This is a genomic window from Acidisoma sp. S159 (assembly GCF_009766125.1).
GTDB lineage: Bacteria > Pseudomonadota > Alphaproteobacteria > Acetobacterales > Acetobacteraceae > Acidisoma.
The window spans coordinates 5,738-24,069 of record NZ_LMUG01000077.1; the positions used below are offsets into that span (position 1 = coordinate 5,738).

At 59.8% G+C, this 18,332-nt stretch carries 18 protein-coding genes; 5 read left to right on the forward strand and 13 right to left on the reverse strand.

The window, feature by feature from the left end:
• Nucleotides 1-307, forward strand: a 307-nt coding sequence (ssb, locus tag GSQ92_RS25845; protein ID WP_159014516.1) for a single-stranded DNA-binding protein, incomplete at its 5' end; no start/stop codon positions are given.
• Between the two features lie 1,068 nt (nucleotides 308-1,375).
• Nucleotides 1,376-1,951, forward strand: a complete 576-nt coding sequence (locus tag GSQ92_RS25850) for a hypothetical protein (RefSeq protein ID WP_159014474.1) — start codon at nucleotides 1,376-1,378, stop codon at nucleotides 1,949-1,951.
• Between the two features lie 279 nt (nucleotides 1,952-2,230).
• Here the strand turns inward: GSQ92_RS25850 and GSQ92_RS25855 are convergent, their stop codons facing one another.
• Nucleotides 2,231-2,494: a hypothetical protein gene (locus tag GSQ92_RS25855; RefSeq protein ID WP_159014476.1), complete on the reverse strand. Its 264-nt coding sequence runs from the start codon at nucleotides 2,492-2,494 to the stop codon at nucleotides 2,231-2,233.
• Nucleotides 2,495-2,592: 98 nt separating this feature from the next.
• Between GSQ92_RS25855 and GSQ92_RS25860 the strand changes: the two genes are divergently transcribed.
• Nucleotides 2,593-2,826, forward strand: a complete 234-nt coding sequence (locus tag GSQ92_RS25860) for a DUF6429 family protein (RefSeq protein ID WP_159014478.1) — start codon at nucleotides 2,593-2,595, stop codon at nucleotides 2,824-2,826.
• A gap of 31 nt (nucleotides 2,827-2,857) precedes the next feature.
• Here the strand turns inward: GSQ92_RS25860 and tnpC are convergent, their stop codons facing one another.
• From tnpC to tnpA, 3 genes are all read right to left on the reverse strand, one after another.
• A complete protein-coding gene (gene tnpC, locus GSQ92_RS25865) occupies nucleotides 2,858-4,459 on the reverse strand; it encodes an IS66 family transposase (RefSeq protein ID WP_159014480.1) in 1,602 nt (533 codons plus the stop codon).
• Between the two features lie 67 nt (nucleotides 4,460-4,526).
• Nucleotides 4,527-4,874, reverse strand: coding sequence for an IS66 family insertion sequence element accessory protein TnpB (gene tnpB, locus GSQ92_RS25870; protein ID WP_216856963.1), 348 nt, complete (start codon nucleotides 4,872-4,874; stop codon nucleotides 4,527-4,529).
• Nucleotides 4,871-5,341, reverse strand: coding sequence for an IS66-like element accessory protein TnpA (gene tnpA, locus GSQ92_RS31930; protein ID WP_159014482.1), 471 nt, complete (start codon nucleotides 5,339-5,341; stop codon nucleotides 4,871-4,873). Before tnpA ends, tnpB begins: the two co-directional genes overlap by 4 nt.
• 1,153 nt (nucleotides 5,342-6,494) lie before the next feature.
• Here tnpA and GSQ92_RS25880 point away from each other — a divergent pair.
• Nucleotides 6,495-7,427 (forward strand): dienelactone hydrolase family protein, encoded by a 933-nt coding sequence (locus GSQ92_RS25880; protein WP_216856964.1) that lies wholly within the window; start codon nucleotides 6,495-6,497, stop codon nucleotides 7,425-7,427.
• A 713-nt stretch (nucleotides 7,428-8,140) separates the two neighbouring features.
• Here the strand turns inward: GSQ92_RS25880 and GSQ92_RS25885 are convergent.
• From GSQ92_RS25885 to GSQ92_RS25920, 8 genes are all read right to left on the reverse strand, one after another.
• Nucleotides 8,141-8,461, reverse strand: coding sequence for a hypothetical protein (locus GSQ92_RS25885; RefSeq protein ID WP_159014484.1), 321 nt, complete (start codon nucleotides 8,459-8,461; stop codon nucleotides 8,141-8,143).
• A 94-nt stretch (nucleotides 8,462-8,555) separates the two neighbouring features.
• A complete protein-coding gene (locus GSQ92_RS25890; protein ID WP_159014486.1) occupies nucleotides 8,556-9,557 on the reverse strand; it encodes a 4-hydroxyproline epimerase in 1,002 nt (333 codons plus the stop codon).
• A gap of 1 nt (nucleotide 9,558) precedes the next feature.
• On the reverse strand, nucleotides 9,559-10,794 hold the full coding sequence (locus GSQ92_RS25895) for an FAD-binding oxidoreductase (protein ID WP_159014487.1): 1,236 nt from the start codon (nucleotides 10,792-10,794) through the stop codon (nucleotides 9,559-9,561).
• A 103-nt stretch (nucleotides 10,795-10,897) separates the two neighbouring features.
• Nucleotides 10,898-11,857 carry a dihydrodipicolinate synthase family protein gene (locus GSQ92_RS25900; protein ID WP_159014488.1) on the reverse strand — a complete coding sequence of 320 codons (960 nt, stop codon included), beginning with the start codon at nucleotides 11,855-11,857 and terminating at the stop codon, nucleotides 10,898-10,900.
• Nucleotides 11,858-12,042: 185 nt separating this feature from the next.
• Nucleotides 12,043-12,888: a proline/glycine betaine ABC transporter permease gene (locus tag GSQ92_RS25905; protein ID WP_159014489.1), complete on the reverse strand. Its 846-nt coding sequence runs from the start codon at nucleotides 12,886-12,888 to the stop codon at nucleotides 12,043-12,045.
• A complete protein-coding gene (locus GSQ92_RS25910) occupies nucleotides 12,888-14,117 on the reverse strand; it encodes a glycine betaine/L-proline ABC transporter ATP-binding protein (RefSeq protein WP_159014490.1) in 1,230 nt (409 codons plus the stop codon). The genes GSQ92_RS25905 and GSQ92_RS25910 overlap by 1 nt, the downstream gene beginning before the upstream one ends.
• Before the next feature lie 5 nt (nucleotides 14,118-14,122).
• Nucleotides 14,123-15,043, reverse strand: coding sequence for a glycine betaine ABC transporter substrate-binding protein (locus GSQ92_RS25915; RefSeq protein ID WP_159014491.1), 921 nt, complete (start codon nucleotides 15,041-15,043; stop codon nucleotides 14,123-14,125).
• 231 nt (nucleotides 15,044-15,274) lie between these two features.
• Nucleotides 15,275-16,237 (reverse strand): LysR substrate-binding domain-containing protein, encoded by a 963-nt coding sequence (locus GSQ92_RS25920; protein ID WP_159014492.1) that lies wholly within the window; start codon nucleotides 16,235-16,237, stop codon nucleotides 15,275-15,277.
• Nucleotides 16,238-16,337: 100 nt separating this feature from the next.
• On the opposite strand from GSQ92_RS25920, the gene GSQ92_RS25925 reads away from it, so the two are divergent.
• Nucleotides 16,338-17,642 (forward strand): SRPBCC family protein, encoded by a 1,305-nt coding sequence (locus tag GSQ92_RS25925; RefSeq protein ID WP_254066701.1) that lies wholly within the window; start codon nucleotides 16,338-16,340, stop codon nucleotides 17,640-17,642.
• A 75-nt stretch (nucleotides 17,643-17,717) separates the two neighbouring features.
• On the opposite strand, the gene GSQ92_RS25930 is transcribed toward GSQ92_RS25925, so the two are convergent.
• Nucleotides 17,718-18,314, reverse strand: coding sequence for a dimethylsulfonioproprionate lyase family protein (locus tag GSQ92_RS25930; protein WP_159014494.1), 597 nt, complete (start codon nucleotides 18,312-18,314; stop codon nucleotides 17,718-17,720).
• Nucleotides 18,315-18,332 lie beyond the last annotated feature (18 nt).

The window sequence follows — 18,332 nt, forward strand, 5'->3', positions numbered from 1 at the left end:
TAAGGAGCGCATCGAGTGGCATCGCGTCGTCGTGTTCAACAGCCAGATCGCGGAGGTCGCTGAACGCTTCCTGAAAAGGGGTGCGAAGGTCTACGTCGAGGGCCAGCTTCAGACGCGGAAATGGGTCGACCAATCCGGCATTGAGCGCTACTCCACCGAGATCGTGCTCGCTCGCTTCAAAGGCGAGATGACGATGCTTTCGAGCACGAATGGTGGCCATCGCCAGACCGCCACGGCGGATGAAAGCATGGGCGATGGAGACCTGCCGCACACAGGCCGTGATTTGGACGACGAAGTTCCATTCTAGGGCTGCGCTCGCCAACGACCCGCGCTCCACGTGCGGGTCGTCAACCCTTCATCTCAATGTGGCGGATGCAAGTGAACCGCGCGACGGTCAATCGGATTGGGAGCCTCGCCAGCGTCGGCGCTTGTTGCGTCCTAAGATCGCGGCTTCAGGACGCGGCCGTGAGCCCCGGCCCCGGCCTGTTCCGGCGACATCCAGGATGTGTCGGCCCGTCCACGTCGCGCAACTCATCCGTCTAAGACCGCGGCCGATACCCTCTTCGGTGCAGGACGCTCACCCTCTGCTCCCGAAAGCCGCCTGTTCCACGCAGTGTCGGTAGGGTCTGGCCTGTGCAGATCCTCTCCAGCCTCCTCACCCAGCGAAGCAGAGGCAGAGGCAGGATCAGCATTTTCGGCAGCCGGTCGGGCAGCCCGCTCCGCTACGTCAATCTTGTGACAGCACTCCTTAGCCAACTTTCGACACGGTCGCGCTAAGAGTCGCGGCGTCGCAGCCTCTATGCCGATCAGTTTGGAATGGCGGTCAGTGAGGTTGAATTACTGCTCAATCCCCCGTGCGCTGAAGGTCGTTCCGAAGAACCTCCCATGCAAACCCGCGCCTTCGGCAGCCACGTTGCTTTGGCAAAAACCAGGTGCCGGTCCTCGATGACAGTCAGACCCTGGTGGCGAGAGACGGCCAAGGGGGCTCGGAGAATAGGGAGGCATGGGGCACAGGCTGGCACTCAATGCCGGGGGCGGTTCTCAAGGGACGGTGCAAGCACGGGCGGCGGTCTGGTGCGGGTCTTGCTGACCATGGGGAATCTCGATCGCATGCACCCACAGTCCTCCTGGTCTGCCCTGTCCGGTCTCACCCCTCGGGCTGTTGTGGTCTGAACCAGGCGTCACTCACTCCAACCCCCGCTTTGCCAAGCGGCAAAGCGCCTGCGGTTCGGACGGCACCGGGTCGCTGCGCTCCCGCACCACTGCCGTCCTCAGAGGCTTCCGCTCCCTCCTACCCGGTTCTGGTCGACCACACCCGAGGGGGAGAGCCGGCACTGGGCCGGCGAACCTTTCCGGCGCAAGAGAGATCGAAATCATGGCCAGCAAGACCCGCACCCAGACCGCCGCCCGCACCACCCAGACCCGCCAGCCCGTTACCCTCGAACTTGCCGCCAGCCTGTGCCCCCACAGTGCCCTCGCCGAAAACCTCTCCCGCACCTTCGGCCTCGAGCCCGTCGACACCGCCGGCATCCGCGAAGCAACCGAAGAGCACCTGGCCCTCGCCTCCAAGGAACTTCCCCTCTCCGAAAAAGCCCTCGAGATGCACCTGCAACGGATCGTCGGCGCTTATGTCAGCTCCGCCTTCGGGGCCGGCCAGTTCTACACCGGCAAGGTCACCCAGGCCCGCGACCTCACCATGAAGGTCGCTAATGAGGACCGCGACGAAGACCACGATGGCGTGAGCGGCTTTGAAAGCCGGGCTGAGCGCGCTCGCATCTTCGCCGGCGAAATGGGTCTCCAGGCGCATGCTCTCCTGGCCGCCGCCGAGGGCGCGGTCTCCGCCTACGCTCACCTTACCGGCAATGAGTGGAAGCCCTACGAGGCCCCGAGCCAGGCCCCGACCACCAGCCGCGCCAGCGCAACCGCCCAGATGGGCGCCTTTGGAGGCTAACACTACGGCGGGAGCTTCGGCTCCCGCCTCTACCTGCCAAGCAAACGAGTCTCGCACGTTGCGGTGCCCAACCGCGTGATGGCGCCGAACGCCGGCGCCACGAGGCAGTCTCCAAGGGCGAGCGTGCGCGGCCGCTCCACGACCCCCCTTCCGTCAGCGCCCCCAAGAGCGAGGGGCTGCCGGTTGCACGAAGCAGTTTTGGCACGTCAACGCCAAACTATGCGGGACAGTATGCTCGTCCAGTTTTCGCCGCGCGTAGCCGCCTTGTTCAAAACGAGATCATTGGCGCTCAGAGCCAAAGCTCCGCCGCTCCCGCACCAAATCCAGGTGCTCCTCACGACGTGACTCCGCATCGGCCGTCACGCGGATGAGCCGCTGCCAGGCGATGTCCAGATGCCGCGGATCGTGGCGGCACTGCACTGCGGGACGAAAGACCTCGCCCAGGCAGGGCAACGGGACCACGCTGCCTTGAATCTCATCGCAAAATACCGCCGAACCCGCCGAGACGATGATGCCGGCGATCGGCACGTTCAATCCCGCCAAGGCCGTCTCCACGTAAGCGTCTTCCGATCGACGCGGTTGACATAGCGTTGTGCCGAAGGTGACGATCGCACTGGCAGGGTCGGTTTGAGGCTGCAGTGATGGAGATTGACACAGACAAGATCGACGATGCGGTGCTGGCACTGCTTTGCCTGACGTTGCACGACAAGGTCAGAGCGTGGAAGGGTCATGATTGGGATGCCCTTGACCGTTTGTACCGCAAGGGGATGATTTATGACCCTGTCGGCAAGGCAAAGTCGGTCTTGCTGACGGATGAGGGCCTGGCGGCGAGCAGGCGATTGTTCGAGGAGTTGTTTGTCAAGTCTGGGGCGTAGAAGTGCGCCCACCAATTGACGGCTATTCCGCTCAGGCGGCGGCTGCGATCTGCGGTTGGAAGTTCCAGGGCAGAAGCTCATCAAGGCGGCTGATCGGATGGCCCCGCGCGAGGAGATCCAGAACGCTGGCGAGATAGGCCTCGGGATCAAGACCGTTCAATTTTGCTGACTCAATAATGGTGTAAGTTACCGCGGCGCGGGTCCCGCCACGATCGGAACCCAGGAATAGAAAATTCTTTCTTGTGACAGCGATTCCTCTGAGAAGCCTCTCCGATAAATTGTTATCGATACTGAGGCGGCCATCTTCAATGTAGCGCGTCAGAGCGTCCCATCGGCTCAGCGAATATTGGAATGCTTTCCCAAGCGGCATCTTGCTCGAGAGGCGCCGTCGTTGCGCGACAGCCCAGGTGTGGAAGGCGTCGAGGAGAGGCTTTGCCTGGGCCTGCCGCGCGGCCCGGCGTGGGGTCGCTGATTTGCCGCTGATCTCTTCCTCAATGGCATAAAGCTCTTGGATGCGCTGCAAGGCTTCTCCGGCGATCGGCGATTTGGTGGCCTCGAAGACGTCGAACAGTTTTCGTCGGGCATGAGCAAAGCAGGCCACATGCTGGATCCGGGGCGCGTTCCGGCCGTTCGGCCGGTACAATGCCTGGTAACCGGCGAACGCGTCAGCATGCAGATAACCGCTGAAGCCCTCGAGGTGCCCCTGAGGGCGCACACCCTTGCGGTCGGCGCTGTAGCGATAAAGCACGGCCCGATGGCCTGCCCCGCCATAGGGACGCGGATCCACGGCATAGCACCAGAACCGGGACAGGTTCGTTCTGCCCTTACCTGGCGCCAGCGTGCGGATTGGTGTGTCGTCGGTCCAGAGCACCGACTGAGCCATGACGTATTGGCCGATCCTCTCGGCCAAGGGGGCCAGCCACCAAGCGACGTGTCCAATCCATTCGGCCATCACGGCGCGCGAGATGTCGATGCCCTCGCGCGCCAGGATGCCTGCCTGACGATAGAGGGGGAGGCCGTCGCAATATTTCGAGACGGCGATGTGAGCCAGCAGACCAGGGCCAGGTCTCCCTTTCTCGATGGGCAATTCAGGCGCCGGCGACTGGAACACCATCTCGCAGCGGCGACACGCATATTTGGGCCGGACATGACGGATGACCTTCAGCCGGGCCGGGATCTTTTCCAACACCTCGGTTGTCGTCTCGCCGATCTTGGTCAGGCGGCCCGGGTCATAGTCGCCGCAATGACAGACGATCTGCGGCTCATGCACCACCACTTCCCGTGGCAGGTGCGGCGGCAGCGGCTTGCGACCAGTGGGTTTCCGACGTGGGTTGGATTGCTTGTCATTGGCTCCGTCGAGGCGGGGATTGGCAGCGTGTTGCTCCCCGACATTCTCCTCGAGATCCTCCAGGCGCAGTTCCAACTGCACGATTTCGCCGTCGAGCTTCTCCGAGGAATGCCCGTAACGTTGCCGCCGTAGCACCGCCAATTGCATTTTTATCTGCTCGATCTCGAGCAGCGCCACCTTCAGCCGGGCTTCAGAGGCCGCGAGTTCCGCCAGCCTGGCATCGCGTTCCGCCAGTTGGCTCCGCAGTGCCGCGATTTCTTCCTGAAGTGCCTCGACATCGGACATGAGCCGAGCTTATCAGTTCCGGCATCGATGTACAAAGACTCTCTCAGAGTTTTTGAAACGTCTGTGCTCAGACCACGACTTCTGGCCGGATCGTCCATGCCGTATTGCGCCAATCGATCGATTCCAGAAGCATGGAGAACTGCGCCATCGTCAAAGAAACAACGCCGTCCTTAGCTTGAGGCCATACGAAGCGGCCACGGTCCAGCTTTTTCACATACATGCACATGCCCTGGCGATCCCAAAATAGGCACTTGATCAAATCACCTCTGCGACCTCTGAAGAGAAAAATCGCGCCACTGTAGGGATCATGCTGCAGCACCGTCTGCACCTGCGCGGCCAAGGAATGGAATCCTTTCCGCATGTCCGTGATACCGCAAGCCAAGTAGATGCGGACCTCTCCTGCGGGCAGCATCATCCGCCGCCCAACGTTGATAGAACTCCGCGCAGCACAGACTCATCGGCAGCGCCATCTACGCGCACCCGGATGCCGTTCGGGAATTCAATCTCGATCCGTCCGGAAGAAGGCTTCAGCCGCACCGAGGCCCCCGGGATCGGCGGCGCCGCCGCCGCCTCGGGAGGTATACCTCTTTGAACCTGCACGGGAGCAAAGCCCGCCATCGCCGTCGACAACATCTCCTTCCGCCAAGTGTAAAGCAGGCCAGTCCCAACTCCATGGCGGCGTGCCACTGCCGCAATCACTTCGCCGGGGCGTAGCGTCTCCTGCACAATCCTCAGTTTCTCTTCTGGGCGCCAACGTCGATGCCGCTCTCGCCGCACACGCAGCTCAATCTCTTCCGTAAGAGCACTCAAACGACGGTCGTTCGACCGCTCGGTTCCATCCTCGGCAACCAATATCTCTTCCATGACCGCAAGGGTCGCCAATTCCCTCCCGAGCACGCAAGGCGCCAATCAGATGACGCTTACGGGCGACCGGAGGAGGCGCCGCTGTATCGGCCGGCTATTCCGGACCTCTGGCGCGTGGTGGATGCCTTGGCGCGGATCCAGACGCTGCTCGCCGAGTACCCGGCGGGCGGCGACCTCGCCGCCTTCTTGCCGCTCGTTGCCGAGGCGGCTACCGACCGCCCGCTTCGCGCACGGGCAGCGGTGGCGAGTACCTTTCTGGCGGGGCTCGAGCTGGGGCGCGGAGGCGCTCTGACTTTGGCGCAGGACGTGCCGTTCCGAGAGCTGCAGCTTGCCGGCGCCCCTCGAGCCTCGGCAAACGAGTCGCGGCTTCAGCGGCGGCCGCCTGATAACGGATCGACCACCAGCAGCCGCCTGACTAGACGCCGGTATATCGCTAGGGTTCGCCTATCAAAAAGATCGGCTTCCTCTCATTCGGGATTGGACGCCGTCTGCGCAGTCGCAGACACACTCTGCCGCCGATGCCCTCCTTCTATCGATCGACCCTCGCCGTTGCAGCGAAGGAGTAGAGGGCGGCCGGGTGAGGCATCGTTCTAACTGCCGACGATCCGCTGGCGCTTTGGGAAGATGAACTCGTTGCCCAGTTCCGACTCAGAGCTTCGGGTGGAGATTGCGAACGGGGCTCACCCGTTCCGGTAGTGCAGCCAGGTGTAGGATCGTGGGATTAGGAGCCGATATCTGGAGGGTAAGATTGTTTTACCTTGCCTAGACGGGCGGGGAGGGCGGGTTGCCGCGATTGGACTACAGTGATGACCGGGAATTGGGTCGCCGAGCCGGCGCGCCCCGCCCTTTAGAAGCCTCGGTGCCGTCCCAGATAGAGCGTAGTGTTGATCAGAACAGGGGCGAGGGAGCTCACCTCGGCTCTCTACTGCGCGTCTCTCTCTTGCTGTCGAGCTTGCCGACTCCAGCAGCTATTTCCGACGGTCATCGCAGAGGTATCTGAGGCAGCTCGGGATCGGCGCAGAACACCGGGAAGCCAACGAAAACTGAAATGACGCCGTTACAAACAACGATGAGGGTGATTGCGTTGACAAGGACGTCAATCTAGTGGCCTGGCCGGCTGGAGACATAGTTGGTCTCTGGCAGCCGGCGGAATAAAACGTGCAGGTCTGTCATGAAACGTGCTTACTGGCCGACACTATTGACGCTTTGCCTGATCTTGTATGGCTGCGCTGCCAATACCGGGCCTTCGACCACACCGACTGCGGAAACTGCCGCTGATACCGATGGCGGCCGCGATCTTATCAGGTGGATCCCCGTCACCGACGATTCGGGTGCGACCACGAAGATGGAAGCTCGTATTTGTCGCCCAGATGACGCAGCCCCAGCTCATCTGGTGGTCATCAATCACGGCTCGCCGCCGCATGCGGATGAGCGTCCTACGATGCAGTTGGAGGAGTGCAGCCAAAGAGCTGTGCGCTGGTTTGTCGACCGTGGTTTTGTCGTCGTGGAGGCCCTTCGTCGAGGCTATGGCGCGACCGGCGGCGTATGGGCTGAGGGCTACGGTTCCTGCGAGGATCCAGATTATGTTCGTGCGGGACTCGAGACCGCTCGCGATATCGGCGCCGTCGTCACCTACGCCACCGCGCTTCCCTTCGTTATTCCCGACGGTGTCACCGTGGTCGGGCAGTCGGCCGGCGGATGGGGAACGATTGCCTATGATAGCGTCCCCCACTCTCGGGTCGCCGCCTTCGTTGTAATGGCTGGAGGGCGGGGCGGTCATCATCGGGACATTGCCAACAATAACTGCCGGCCAGATTTGCTGGCCCAGGCCGCCGGACAGTTCGGTCGGACAGCGACAACGCCGATGCTGTGGATCTACGCAGAGAACGACAGCTTCTTCGGCCCGCCTGTCGCCAATTCCCTCCTTCAGGCCTTCACGGCTTCGGGTGGCCTGGTGGACTTCCACCGCCCTGGCCCCTACGGACAGGACGGCCACCATCTCTTCTTTGGAAAAGGGGGCACCGAGGTATGGGGGCCTCTGATAAAGAACTACCTCGTTCAGCGAGGAGCGCTTTCGCAGGCGGATTGGGACGCGGGAGGGTGACCCTGGACTGCGGCTCACTGGGTGCGTCTCCCGCATCTATATCCGGAGATCCGACGCCTTCGAAAGGGACGCGAAGAACTGCGGTCTGTCGCCGCTCCCCGTCACCAAAGCGCCACCGGCCGCGCGTGCTACATCTCACGCCCGATCGAGGCCGCCCATGCAAACGGCATTTAGCTTCGGTCACGCTTTCGATGCGGGCGATGGCGGCGTCTGCAAGTTTGCGGGCTGAAGTTTCTCTGGCTGCCAGCGCTATCGCGTGACACTAGTCGTTTCCGGCTGTCTTCATGTCACGGGCATTCAGCTCGGACTTCCGCCTCACCGTGAATACCCGTCAAAGTGCTGCTATACTGGAACAGCCTCTGAAGGAGACCATCTTCGTCGAACAGCGAAATCAGTTCCCGTCAGCAATCACCCTGAAGCAGTAGGTACGCTCAGACTTCCGCCGGCGGATAGTTTCGCACAGTCGATCGTGGTCGGCTTTCCATGTCCCGCCACCGTATTGCACAGGTGGATCTCCCTTCAGCAGCGATGAGTTTGAAGCTCGCGTGAACTCCTCTCGCCAGGATTAGCGCCTCTCCCCAGGGCGCTCCGCCCCGCGCTTCATGCCGACAACCGATACGCTTTCGAAGGCCACACACAACGGTACGTGAGAGCGAAGCCGAGCAGCATGTTCGGTTCGACCGCAGCGGGCGGTCCAGCCGAGTTGAAGATATTCACCCAGCGCTGCTGGTCCATGATTGTTTTCTGGCGGCCGGCACCGATTGTGATATTGGTCTTCCCTCTGAGTTCAGGATCGCTTCCACGAACGGCATGCCAAAGGCGCATCGCTCAGCGCCGACGGCCGCCTGCAGCCTCTCCGGATCGAATCTCTTGCCCATGAACTGGATGCAGGTCGCCGCACTTCGCTGCAGGTTCGGCAAAACCGCGTTGGTTTGGTGAGCTAGGAGCGTTACGATCACGAGATCATGGGGTATCGTTTCTTCAAGTCCATCGGAGACCGAGACGGGTGCCCGCTCGCCCTTGACGTCCGGCAACTCGACTAGGGTCGTCCACGTTGGTCGACAAGCGTAGAGTCAACGAAGACCGACTTTGGTAAGCTGCTAGATATCCCCACTCGCCGCTTCGGCATCAGGTGACGACGAACCCGTGAGCAAAGGGATCACGATCATCGATGAAGATCGTGTTGTATCCGGTCATCCTTGCCCACCCGGTGATCGTCGGGATAATCGCGGGTCGGTCTGCGACCGTTGTTGCCGCTTCGACGCGACCTTTGAAGACCGAGCCGATGATCGATTCATGCCAGAAGGGGTCTCCTACCTTGAGTTTGCCTTTGGCCTCAAGCTGCGCCATCCGGGCCGAGGTTCCAGTACCGCATGGCGACCGGTCGATTGCCTTGTCGCCGTAGAAGACCGCGTTCCGCGCGTGGGCACCCGAGACCGTGGGCTTGCCGGTCCACTGGATATGCGACAACCCATTGATCCCGGGATAAGCCGGGTGGACGAATTCGTATCTTGTATTCAGCGCCTTCCGGAGCACCGACGAGAAGCCGATGAGTTCTCCTGCCGTGAAATCGGCCATGTCCCGAAAATTTCTCTGCGGCTCGACGATCGCATAGAAATTGCCGCCATAGGCTACGTCGACAACGACCTCACCCAGCCCATCAACATGCGCCGCAAGACCTTCGGCATGGAGGAAGCTCGGCACGTTCGTCAGGGTCACCTCCTCAACGAAGCGGCCCTCCTGTCGGTACCGGATGTCGATCTTACCCGCAGGGGCATCCACAGAGAGCGCACCGGGCTCTCGTGGCGTGATCAAGCCATTCTCGATGCCCATGGTGATCGTTCCGATCGTGCCGTGGCCGCACATCGGAAGACAGCCCGAGGTCTCAATAAACAGCACGGCGACATCACAATCCGGCCGCGTAGGTGGATACAGGATCGATCCGGACATCATGTCATGCCCGCGCGGCTCGAACATCAGGCCAGTGCGGACCCAGTCGAAAGCTCGCAGGAAATGCGCTCGCTTCTCGAGCATGGTCTCGCCTTCGAGGCGCGGACCGCCGCTGGCAACTAAGCGTACCGGATTGCCGCAAGTGTGGCCGTCGAAGCAGGAAAAGGTATGAACCGTCATTTCAAAACCGTTGCGGAGAGAAGGGGTTGAGATCAATTGGCGGACGGTGACCGGTAAGTAAGTCGGCCACCACCCGTGCCGTGCCCGCCGACTGGGTCAAGCCCAGATGGCCGTGACCAAAGGCGTAGATGACGCGGCTGGTTGCTTTGGCGTAGCCCAGGGCCGGCAGGCTGTCGGGAAGCGAGGGGCGAAGGCCCATCCACTGGACGCCATTCCCGGTCTTCAAGCCTGGCAGGAAAAGCGCCGCCTTGCTCAGCATCGCCTCGGCACGCTTGAAATTTGGCGACAACGACAATCCTCCCAGTTCCACCGCACCACCCACACGAATGCCGGTTGAAAGGCGGGAAACCACGAAGCCGTGGCCTCCGAAGGTCACCTGGCAGCGCAGGTCGAACGCACAGGACGGTAAGGTTGTGTTGTAGCCGCGCTCGGGCTCCAGCGGGATCACCTCACCGATACTCCGCGCAATGCGATGCGAGAATGCACCTGCTGCGACCACGACTTGGTTCGCTGAAAAGGTTCGTCCAGCCATCACCTTGACGTCCGATTCTTCCAGCCGAAGGCCGCTCACTTCCGCGATCTCGGTCTTGCCGCCGCGCGCCCGGAAATGGCCCGCGAGCGCAAGCACGTATAACTTCGGATCGGCAATCGAATACCAACCTGGCGTGAAGGTTCCCCGCGTGAAGCGACGGGCGAGCCCGGGCTGCAGCTTGGTCATCTCGTCCGCGGTTAGGTGGCGGAAGTCGATGGCGTGCCGTGCGCGCGTCTCCCAGTTTGGCTGCGCCGCGCGAAACTCGCGCTCTCCTTCGTAGACCTCCAGGTTACCGTCGTGGCGAAGCATCGGCAGCGTACCGGTCACGGACAAAAAGTCCTCAAGTTCGGCCTTCGAAAGTTCCATCATGGCAGTTTGGGCGGCGGTCGAAGCTGCCACCCGCGTCGGCGTGCTCGCGCGCCAGAATTTGTATAGCCAGGGCATCATTTGCACCGCGTATGCGGGCGGAAGTGTGAGGGGTCCAAGGGGATCAAGCAGCCACCGCGGAGCCTTTCGCACTATTCCGGGCGAGGCGAGCGGAAAGATGTCGGTGAAGGCAAAGGCGCCCGCGTTACCGGCGGAGGCGCCTGCGGCAGGGCCCTCTCGGTCGATCACAGTAACCGAGAAACCGCGTGTGAGAGCGGCGATGGCCGCTGAAAGCCCTATCACCCCCGCACCAATGATGATTACCGTCTTACCACTCATGACCGAATGCGTCCCCAACGCCCCATATGATCCGCACCGGTTTCCGGCTCGCGGCAGCGAGCCGGCGCGCAGACGGGTTTACCAGGGCGTCGGCGACGCGCGGTCAGGCGGCCTGTCTCTGGCTCCCGAACTGCTTCGACCAATCGGCGTACCAAACCTCAAACAACTTGAGCTGAGTTTCAATGAAGCGCTTCTGGCTAACCGAAAGTTCGTCGGCCGCATTGAAGTTGAGGGAATATTCCGGGGCACCCTTCAACACCATCATGTGTTTGAAGAACAGAACGAGATCCGGGCCTGCGTCGACCACCGACAGCACATGAAGGGCGTCATCCAGCTCTTTTGCCTGGAAACGAGCCTTCGCATCACCTGCCGCCGCGGCCTGGCAAAGCGCAACCAGATGCAAAATCTCGCGCGGAAGCACGTTGCCGATTCCCGTGATAGCCCCGGCGGCGCCGCAATTGACGAACCCATGATAGACAGCAGTGTCGACGCCGATCATCAGTGTCACGTCGCTATCCGCATTGGTGATGTTTTCGGCGGCGTAGGAAAGATCGTCGTGTCCGCCGAATTCTTTGAACCCAACCAGGTTTGGATGCTCGGCGCGCAGAGCGAAAAATAGATCGGCACGGGTCGCGAAACCATAGTATGGGCTGTTGTAGATGACCGCAGGCAGGTCAGGTGCGGCTGTCAGGATGGCCTTGAAGTGTGCCTTCTGCGCCGCGATGACGGATCCACGCGATAGGACCCGGGGAATGACCATCAGGCCTCTTGCGCCAACCTTCTGTGCATGGGCGGCGTGCGCTACGGCAGTCGTGGTATTAACTGCGCCAGTGCCCACGATCAGGGGAATCCCCGCCTGCACCAGCTGCTCGACGCCTTCCATCCGCTGTGCATCCGTTAGCAACGGCCAATCACCCATCGAACCGCAATATACTACCCCGGACATTCCCAAGCTAATGAGATGCTTGGCTCTTCTGACCAGCGCCCCGAAATCGGGCGTACGGTTTGCCGTGCAGGGCGTCATCAGAGCAGGGATGGTCCCAGAAAACATTTTTGATTTCATTCGTCTCTCTCCTTGTGACGGGTTGAGTCTAGATGGTTCGGGCAGGCATAGGAGCCGCGGAACTGGGGACAGGGTCCTTTGGGATGGGTATACAGTCGACCGCTCTGCACCTTCGGCTGCAGATCACAATCCTCCGCCCGGTTCACGGATCGGCGTTAGGGATGGTCTCACTGGCAACCTCCACTTCAAGCAGTGGGGTCGAGCCTTTGGCTGAAGCGCCTGGTGAAGCGGTCGATAAGGATTGCGAGCACAACGACACTCAATCCCGTTTCCACTCCCCTGCCTACCTGCAGGCGAGAAATCGCGCGAATGATCTCATCACCAAGGCCACCGGCACCAATCATTGAAGCTATGATCACCATCGAAAGCGACATCATAATGCACTGATTTACGCCTGCCGTGATGGATTTGAACGCGAGAGGAAGCTTGATCAAGAAAAGAATAGTCAATCGTCCCGCGCCAAACGCCTCTCCAGCTTCGACCGCTTCGGGATCTACCATCCTGAGGCCGTGCGCCGTCAGCCGGATTGGCAATGGCATGCCAAAGAAGATCGTCGCGACAACGCCGGGTACGGTGCCCACACCAAAGAAAAAGACAGCCGGCACGAGCAACACAAATGGCGGCATCGTCTGCATAAAGTCGAGAACCGGATCAAACAGGGTATTCATCCTGGATGATTCCGCGACCAGCATACCGAGGGGAATGCCAATTGAGAGGGAAAATAGCGCCGACGTCAGAACCAGCGATAATGTAAGCATCGCGGGTGTCCACAAATTAAGGACGAGTATGAAGACGAGCCCAAGAGCACCGAAGACCGCCAGCGAATAGTGTCTCATCGAAACGCCGATCGCTGCGACCACCAGGATGATCAGCCATGCCGGAAGCCCAGTCAGAACGGCCGCCAAAGGTTTCTCGACGCCTAATATTACAGCGGAGATCGCATTGAACAGGCCAGCATAGTTGAAAGACAAATAATTTGTGAAGTTGTCGATGGCTGTGGCTATCTGCATAGAGAAATCGGAGAAATCCATCATTGTCCTCCATTCGCCGCCACGCTGTCGATCGCAAGTTGAGGCGGCGGTGGCGCGGGCGGATCTTTGGAAGCTTCGTGGGCATAGTGGGCGGAAAGTGCCCGGAGCATGGAATTCGGCGTTATCATCCCCACGAAGGTGCCGTCTTCCCTCGCCACCACAACCGACCGCTGCTGCGCCAAAGTGTCCAGATGAGGCGCAATTGGTGCATCGGGAGCGAGTCGTAGGTAATCCTGCGACAGCGTCGGCGTCAGCTCTCCAGGACGATCGGCTAGTCCAAGCATCTTGCCGCTCGCATCTGTCACCGGTAACGGGCCAACGAAGGGCCGGGCCAGTGCGAACGGCAAGACTTTGCTGCCGCTCAGTACGGCGGCAGGGCGAGTCGGATCGGTAACCTGCTCCGCACGAAGAACTCTGAAGATATCGATACCCCGGACGAATTCGCGGACGTAGTCGTTGGCAGGGGCCAACACCATATCCATGGGACGGCCTTGCTGAATTAAACGGCCTTTGAGCAAAATAGCGATTTTGTCTCCGAGTATCACGGCCTCGTTGGGATCATGCGTAACAAACACAATGGTTTTGCGCAGTGTTGCCTGTAGCCGGATCAACTCCTGCTGCATTTCGTCGCGGATGAGTGGGTCAAGCGCGCTAAACGGCTCGTCCATCAGCAGAACGGGGGTATCCATAACAAGTGCCCGCGCAAGTCCCACACGTTGCCGCATGCCGCCGCTGAGGCTCGCCGGCTTTCTGTCCCCCCAACCGTTGAGCCCTACCAGTTCCAAGGCTTTACCTGCGCGCTCGCGCCGTTTCTTGCGTGTGGTGCCGGCTATCCGGAGGCCGAGAGCAACATTTTCTACAACAGACATGTGCGGCAGCAGCGCAAAATGCTGGAAGACCATGCCGATACTTGAGGACCGGATGTTTCGCAACTCTTTGCGCCTGGCGTTCGTCACCTCTCGCCCGCAAACCGAGATCTTGCCAAATGTAGGATCAATCAGACGGTTGATACAGCGCAGCAGCGTAGATTTGCCGCTGCCGGACAAACCCATGACGACGCAAATCTGTCCGGGATTGATCGTGAGGTTGATGTTACTGAGGGCCACGAAATGGCCGGGGTCTAGCTCGGCCTCCGGATTGGCCCGCAAACGATCAACCGCCTGCTGCGGCCTAAGCCCATAGATCTTATAGAGATCCTGAATTCTGATAGCAGGCTCAATCGCTTCCATGTTGCTTATGTGAGCCAGGGCTCAATGATGCCTTTTCCTTTGGCTCCGTCGATCCACTTGGCGGCAGCGTCCTCCGGCGACATCCCTTTGTCGATCCAGCCCATGATCTTTGCTTCCTCGTCGTTAGGGAGGTGGAACTTGGCAAAAAAATCATAGGCTTTGGGAAGGTTCGTCTTAAGATCCTTACGAACGGCGTGAAAGCAATAGTACGGCTCGGCCATCATCGACTGCTTCGGGTCCTCCAGATAACGCATTTTATATCTTGTCCACATAGGCAACGGTTGCCAGGTGGTCACCACGACCCATTGCTTCCGGGCGTAAGCACGCTCGAACGCTGCTTCCATTGCAGCCTCACTGCCCTCCACCAGGTTGAGTTTCAACCCATAGGCTTTCACGGTCTTGTCGGCGGACTGCATCAATCCCGAGCCGGGATCGATCCCAATTATACCGTCCGGGAACTTGGCCGCGTTGTCGTTGAGTTGCTCGATACTATCGACAGTAACATAGTCTGGCACAGCGAGACCCTGTGTCATCGGACCCTCTGAGACTCCGACAATATCTATTGAGGAGGCTACCCGCTTGACGTAGTCGGCTTGGCCACCTTCGTATACGCCTTTGAGTGGACCTAGCCCCTGCATGTAGGAGTTCGAAAATACATCTACTTTGCCGGTCTGCATGGCGGCGTAGACGACTGCCGGCTGCGCTTGCAGCGTTTGGACTTTGATACCAAAATTATCTTGGATTAGTTTCGTTCCTACGTAAGTGATCGCGAGTGCATCAGACCAGTCTACATAGCCATAAACCATTGTACTTGTATCAGCCCGCGCGATTGCAGGCAGACCCGTTACGAGGGCTGCAGCACCGCCGGCTTTCAAGAGCGTCCGGCGGGAGATGGTTCCTTCGCCGATAGATGGTGTCTTCGACATGCCAGCCCCTTCAGATGCGTCTGTTGTTTCAGCATGACTGACGGGGTACACTTGTTACCTGCCGCCATCCGGGAAGGCTCTATTCATCGGAAATTCTTGGGGGTCGCAAGGTTTTTCGACCGGATGCCGGACCCGCCATGGCGCAAAAAACGCAAGTGGCACGTGATTTAATCTCTCTGGACAGCTCTTGCTTCCCTGCGGCACTTGTCATGCTTAGGTTGGTTCCGGCGTTTACTGTAAGGCGTCAGGAGACGATGGATGAGGGACGTTGGCAGGTGCGTCGCCGCCTCTTCGCTCCCGGGAGGCAGCCTCACGTATCCAACTACGAAGGACTTCCGCTGCCGGCGACAAGGCCCGGCCGTCATTCCAAGTCATATAATAGCCTCCCGGTGCCATGATCTCAAGATTAGTCAGACGCACCAGCTTGCCCTCTGCGAGCGGTCGCCGCACAAGCCGATGCCACCCAACTGCCACGCCCTGCTCTGCCTGGGCGGCTTCAATTGCGGTCGTGAACTTGCTGAAGCGGCGCCCCTTATTTGGACCATGAGGGATCTGCGCCCTGCCCAGGATCTCGTCCCAGTCCGGCCAGTCGGAGTCGGCCCAATCCACATGCAGCAACGGGAGCTCAGGCAGATCCTTAGCCAGGGAGGCTGAGTGCTGAGCGCCGAAGGCGGGACCGCACACTGGATAGATTGTATCATCGAAGAGAAACTCCGTCGTCTCGCCTGCCCAGGCACCAAATCCGTAGCGTACTCGCAGTTCCACCTCTACCCGGCGATAGTCGCGTGTATTATCCGAAATAAGATGGTCAACTGTGAGCTCAGGGAATCGCTTCCAGAAGTCAAGCATGCGGGGAATGAGCCACATGGCCGCAAAAGCGTCCGTGCAGGCGAGCGTGACATTGCGAGTGCGATCACCCCGCTTGATCATTCGCACCGCTTCAGATGTCCGGGAGAATGTGCTCGACAGCACGGCATAAAGGTCCTCGCCGGCTCCGGTCAGTGAAACCCCCGTTCCGAGCCGGTTGAACAGCGGCACACCAAGCTCCTCCTCAATTGCTTTGATCTGGCGGCTAACCGCGCCTGGAGTAACGTTTAGTTCGTCCGCCGCCAATTTGAACGACCTATGGCGTGCCGACGCCTCGAAGACGGCGAGCGTGGTTAGAGACGGCAGGTCGTAATAGCGACGAACCATGAGAATCCCTCCAGAGCCAAGCCGCCTAAGAGGCAGCCTTCCCGTAAACCGCCGCATGAGAATTTTGCAGGAGGATATTGGTCTGGCAGGCACAAGGCAAATGGATCTCATGCTGTATAAACTCTGTCTTTCCCGCGGAGTGGAGAATCCCGTGCAGAGCCGTCCGATTCCCTCAATCTCGACGCTGCTTTCGCAGCGGACTTCAGGTCACGCCCTTCCGGCGGGTCTCTACACGCGCGATGATGTGTTCGAGGCCGATATGGACATCTTCTTCCGGAACCACTGGATTTGCATTGGCGTGGAATGCGACGTGCCGGAGCCCGGCGATGCGATGGGCGTCAATATAGGAAGCTCAAGCGTCATCCTGCTGCGCGACGACGACGGCGACATCCGCGTTTTCCACAATGTATGCCGTCACCGTGGATCCCGGCTGATAGGCCCGGGAACTACGGTGGTCTCCAAGCTGGTCTGCCCGTATCATCAATGGACGTACGAGTTGAACGGCGAGCTCGCCTATGCCCCTCATATGGGCTTGGATTTGGATAAGACTTGCAGGGGTCTGAAGCCCGTGACGTCCAAATCGATCGGCGGACTGATCTACGTCTGCCTGTCCAACAACCCGCCAAAGGATATTTCGAAGCTCGAAGATGTGATGGAAGCGAGGCTGGAGCCCTACGACATCCGCAACGCAAAGGTTGCCTACCAAACAGACGTGATAGAAAACGGCAACTGGAAGCTCACGATGGAGAATAACCGGGAATGCTACCATTGCTCGGGAAGCCATCCGGAACTGTGCGTGTCGTTCGTTGACCTGGATTTTGGCTATGATCCAGAGAGCTTGAGCGTCGAGGACCGGGCGGCGGCTGTGCAGCATGAGGCACTCTACTCTTCGCAGACGGCGCGATGGGAAGCAGCAGGCTATCAATCCTCTCCGGTCGAACAGCTGGTTGACTGTGCGACAAACTTTAGGACACAGCGCCTGATCATTGCCGGGAGGGGAGAATCTCAGACTCTCGATGCCACTGCGGCGTCGACAAGACTGCTCGGAAGGATGACCCGCACCGACCTCGGCGACACTCACTTATGGGGTCACAATAGCTGGAACCATTTCATGGGGGATCATGCTGTTGTTGCTACTGTAGTGCCACTTTCCGCTCACAAGACGCTGGTGCGCACTAAATGGCTTGTACACAAGGATGCGGTAGAAGGAGCTGATTACGATCTGGAGAAGCTCACGAGTGTGTGGATTGCCACCACCGATCAAGACGCCGAGTTAATCGCGCGTTCTCACGCCGGCGTGCAGGACAACGCCTACGAACCTGGGCCTTACTCGCGCTTCGCGGAACAATACCTTGATAAATTTGCAGGCTGGTACATCGATCGCATGCGCGCCCACGGATACTGAGCGCTCTCTCCTGGAACTAATGTGCGCCACCATAGTCGTCCGTGTTCTACGCAATTGTGGCTGGACATCGGGCCGCTATGACTGCGCCAGAAGTATCCACATCGCAAAAAGCGGGGTGGGACCTGAGCGCATGGCGTGCCGAATTCCCGGGCTGTTATAGATCGTGCCGCCGATACCCGGTGAAAACCAGTCGCTTGCCGCATGCTGAAACTCGCCGTCGGAAAGAACGAGGTAAACCTCCTCGGGAGGGTGTCTGTGGTCCGGGTAGCGCACATGCGGAGCCAGAAGCGAAAAGCCGATTTGCACATCAGCCCGTTCCTCGAGCCCTCCGGGACCGAGGATCATCACATTTCCATGTCCGTCAAAAAAGTTCGGGCTCGCCGTCGCGTCGTAACTCTCGCGATGGCGCCAATGCAACATCGGTTCTATTATTGCAAAGCATTTCAGGAGCTCAACAAGTGCCTTATCGGTTGTCCCGATGCCAAGAGCAGCGCTAAGATTTGCGCAAGCGGGTAAACGCCGCGGATCAGCCACCCCAACTGCCTGTGGACTCTCCAACCTAGCGAAGATCTTTCGACTAGCTTTAAGGCCATTGGGTTCGCTTAGAAATCGGTCATAGGCGCCCTCAGCTGCATGGACAAAGGCCTGAAGTTCAGGATTTCGGCTTCTCATTTGGATTGTTCACCAGTG

Coding starts and splice junctions, on each gene's coding strand:
- GSQ92_RS25930 (WP_159014494.1), bottom strand. CDS start 18,314: ATGAGAAGCCGAAATCCTGAACTTCAGGCCTTTGTCCATGCAGCTGAG.
- GSQ92_RS25910 (WP_159014490.1), bottom strand. CDS start 14,117: ATGGAAGCGATTGAGCCTGCTATCAGAATTCAGGATCTCTATAAGATC.
- GSQ92_RS25880 (WP_216856964.1), top strand. CDS start 6,495: ATGAAACGTGCTTACTGGCCGACACTATTGACGCTTTGCCTGATCTTG.
- GSQ92_RS25860 (WP_159014478.1), top strand. CDS start 2,593: ATGGAGATTGACACAGACAAGATCGACGATGCGGTGCTGGCACTGCTT.
- GSQ92_RS25905 (WP_159014489.1), bottom strand. CDS start 12,888: ATGGATTTCTCCGATTTCTCTATGCAGATAGCCACAGCCATCGACAAC.
- GSQ92_RS25890 (WP_159014486.1), bottom strand. CDS start 9,557: ATGACGGTTCATACCTTTTCCTGCTTCGACGGCCACACTTGCGGCAAT.
- GSQ92_RS25925 (WP_254066701.1), top strand. CDS start 16,338: ATGGATCTCATGCTGTATAAACTCTGTCTTTCCCGCGGAGTGGAGAAT.
- tnpB (WP_216856963.1), bottom strand. CDS start 4,874: ATGATGCTGCCCGCAGGAGAGGTCCGCATCTACTTGGCTTGCGGTATC.
- GSQ92_RS25900 (WP_159014488.1), bottom strand. CDS start 11,857: ATGAAATCAAAAATGTTTTCTGGGACCATCCCTGCTCTGATGACGCCC.
- GSQ92_RS25850 (WP_159014474.1), top strand. CDS start 1,376: ATGGCCAGCAAGACCCGCACCCAGACCGCCGCCCGCACCACCCAGACC.
- GSQ92_RS25895 (WP_159014487.1), bottom strand. CDS start 10,794: ATGAGTGGTAAGACGGTAATCATCATTGGTGCGGGGGTGATAGGGCTT.
- GSQ92_RS25920 (WP_159014492.1), bottom strand. CDS start 16,237: ATGGTTCGTCGCTATTACGACCTGCCGTCTCTAACCACGCTCGCCGTC.
- tnpC (WP_159014480.1), bottom strand. CDS start 4,459: ATGTCCGATGTCGAGGCACTTCAGGAAGAAATCGCGGCACTGCGGAGC.
- GSQ92_RS25915 (WP_159014491.1), bottom strand. CDS start 15,043: ATGTCGAAGACACCATCTATCGGCGAAGGAACCATCTCCCGCCGGACG.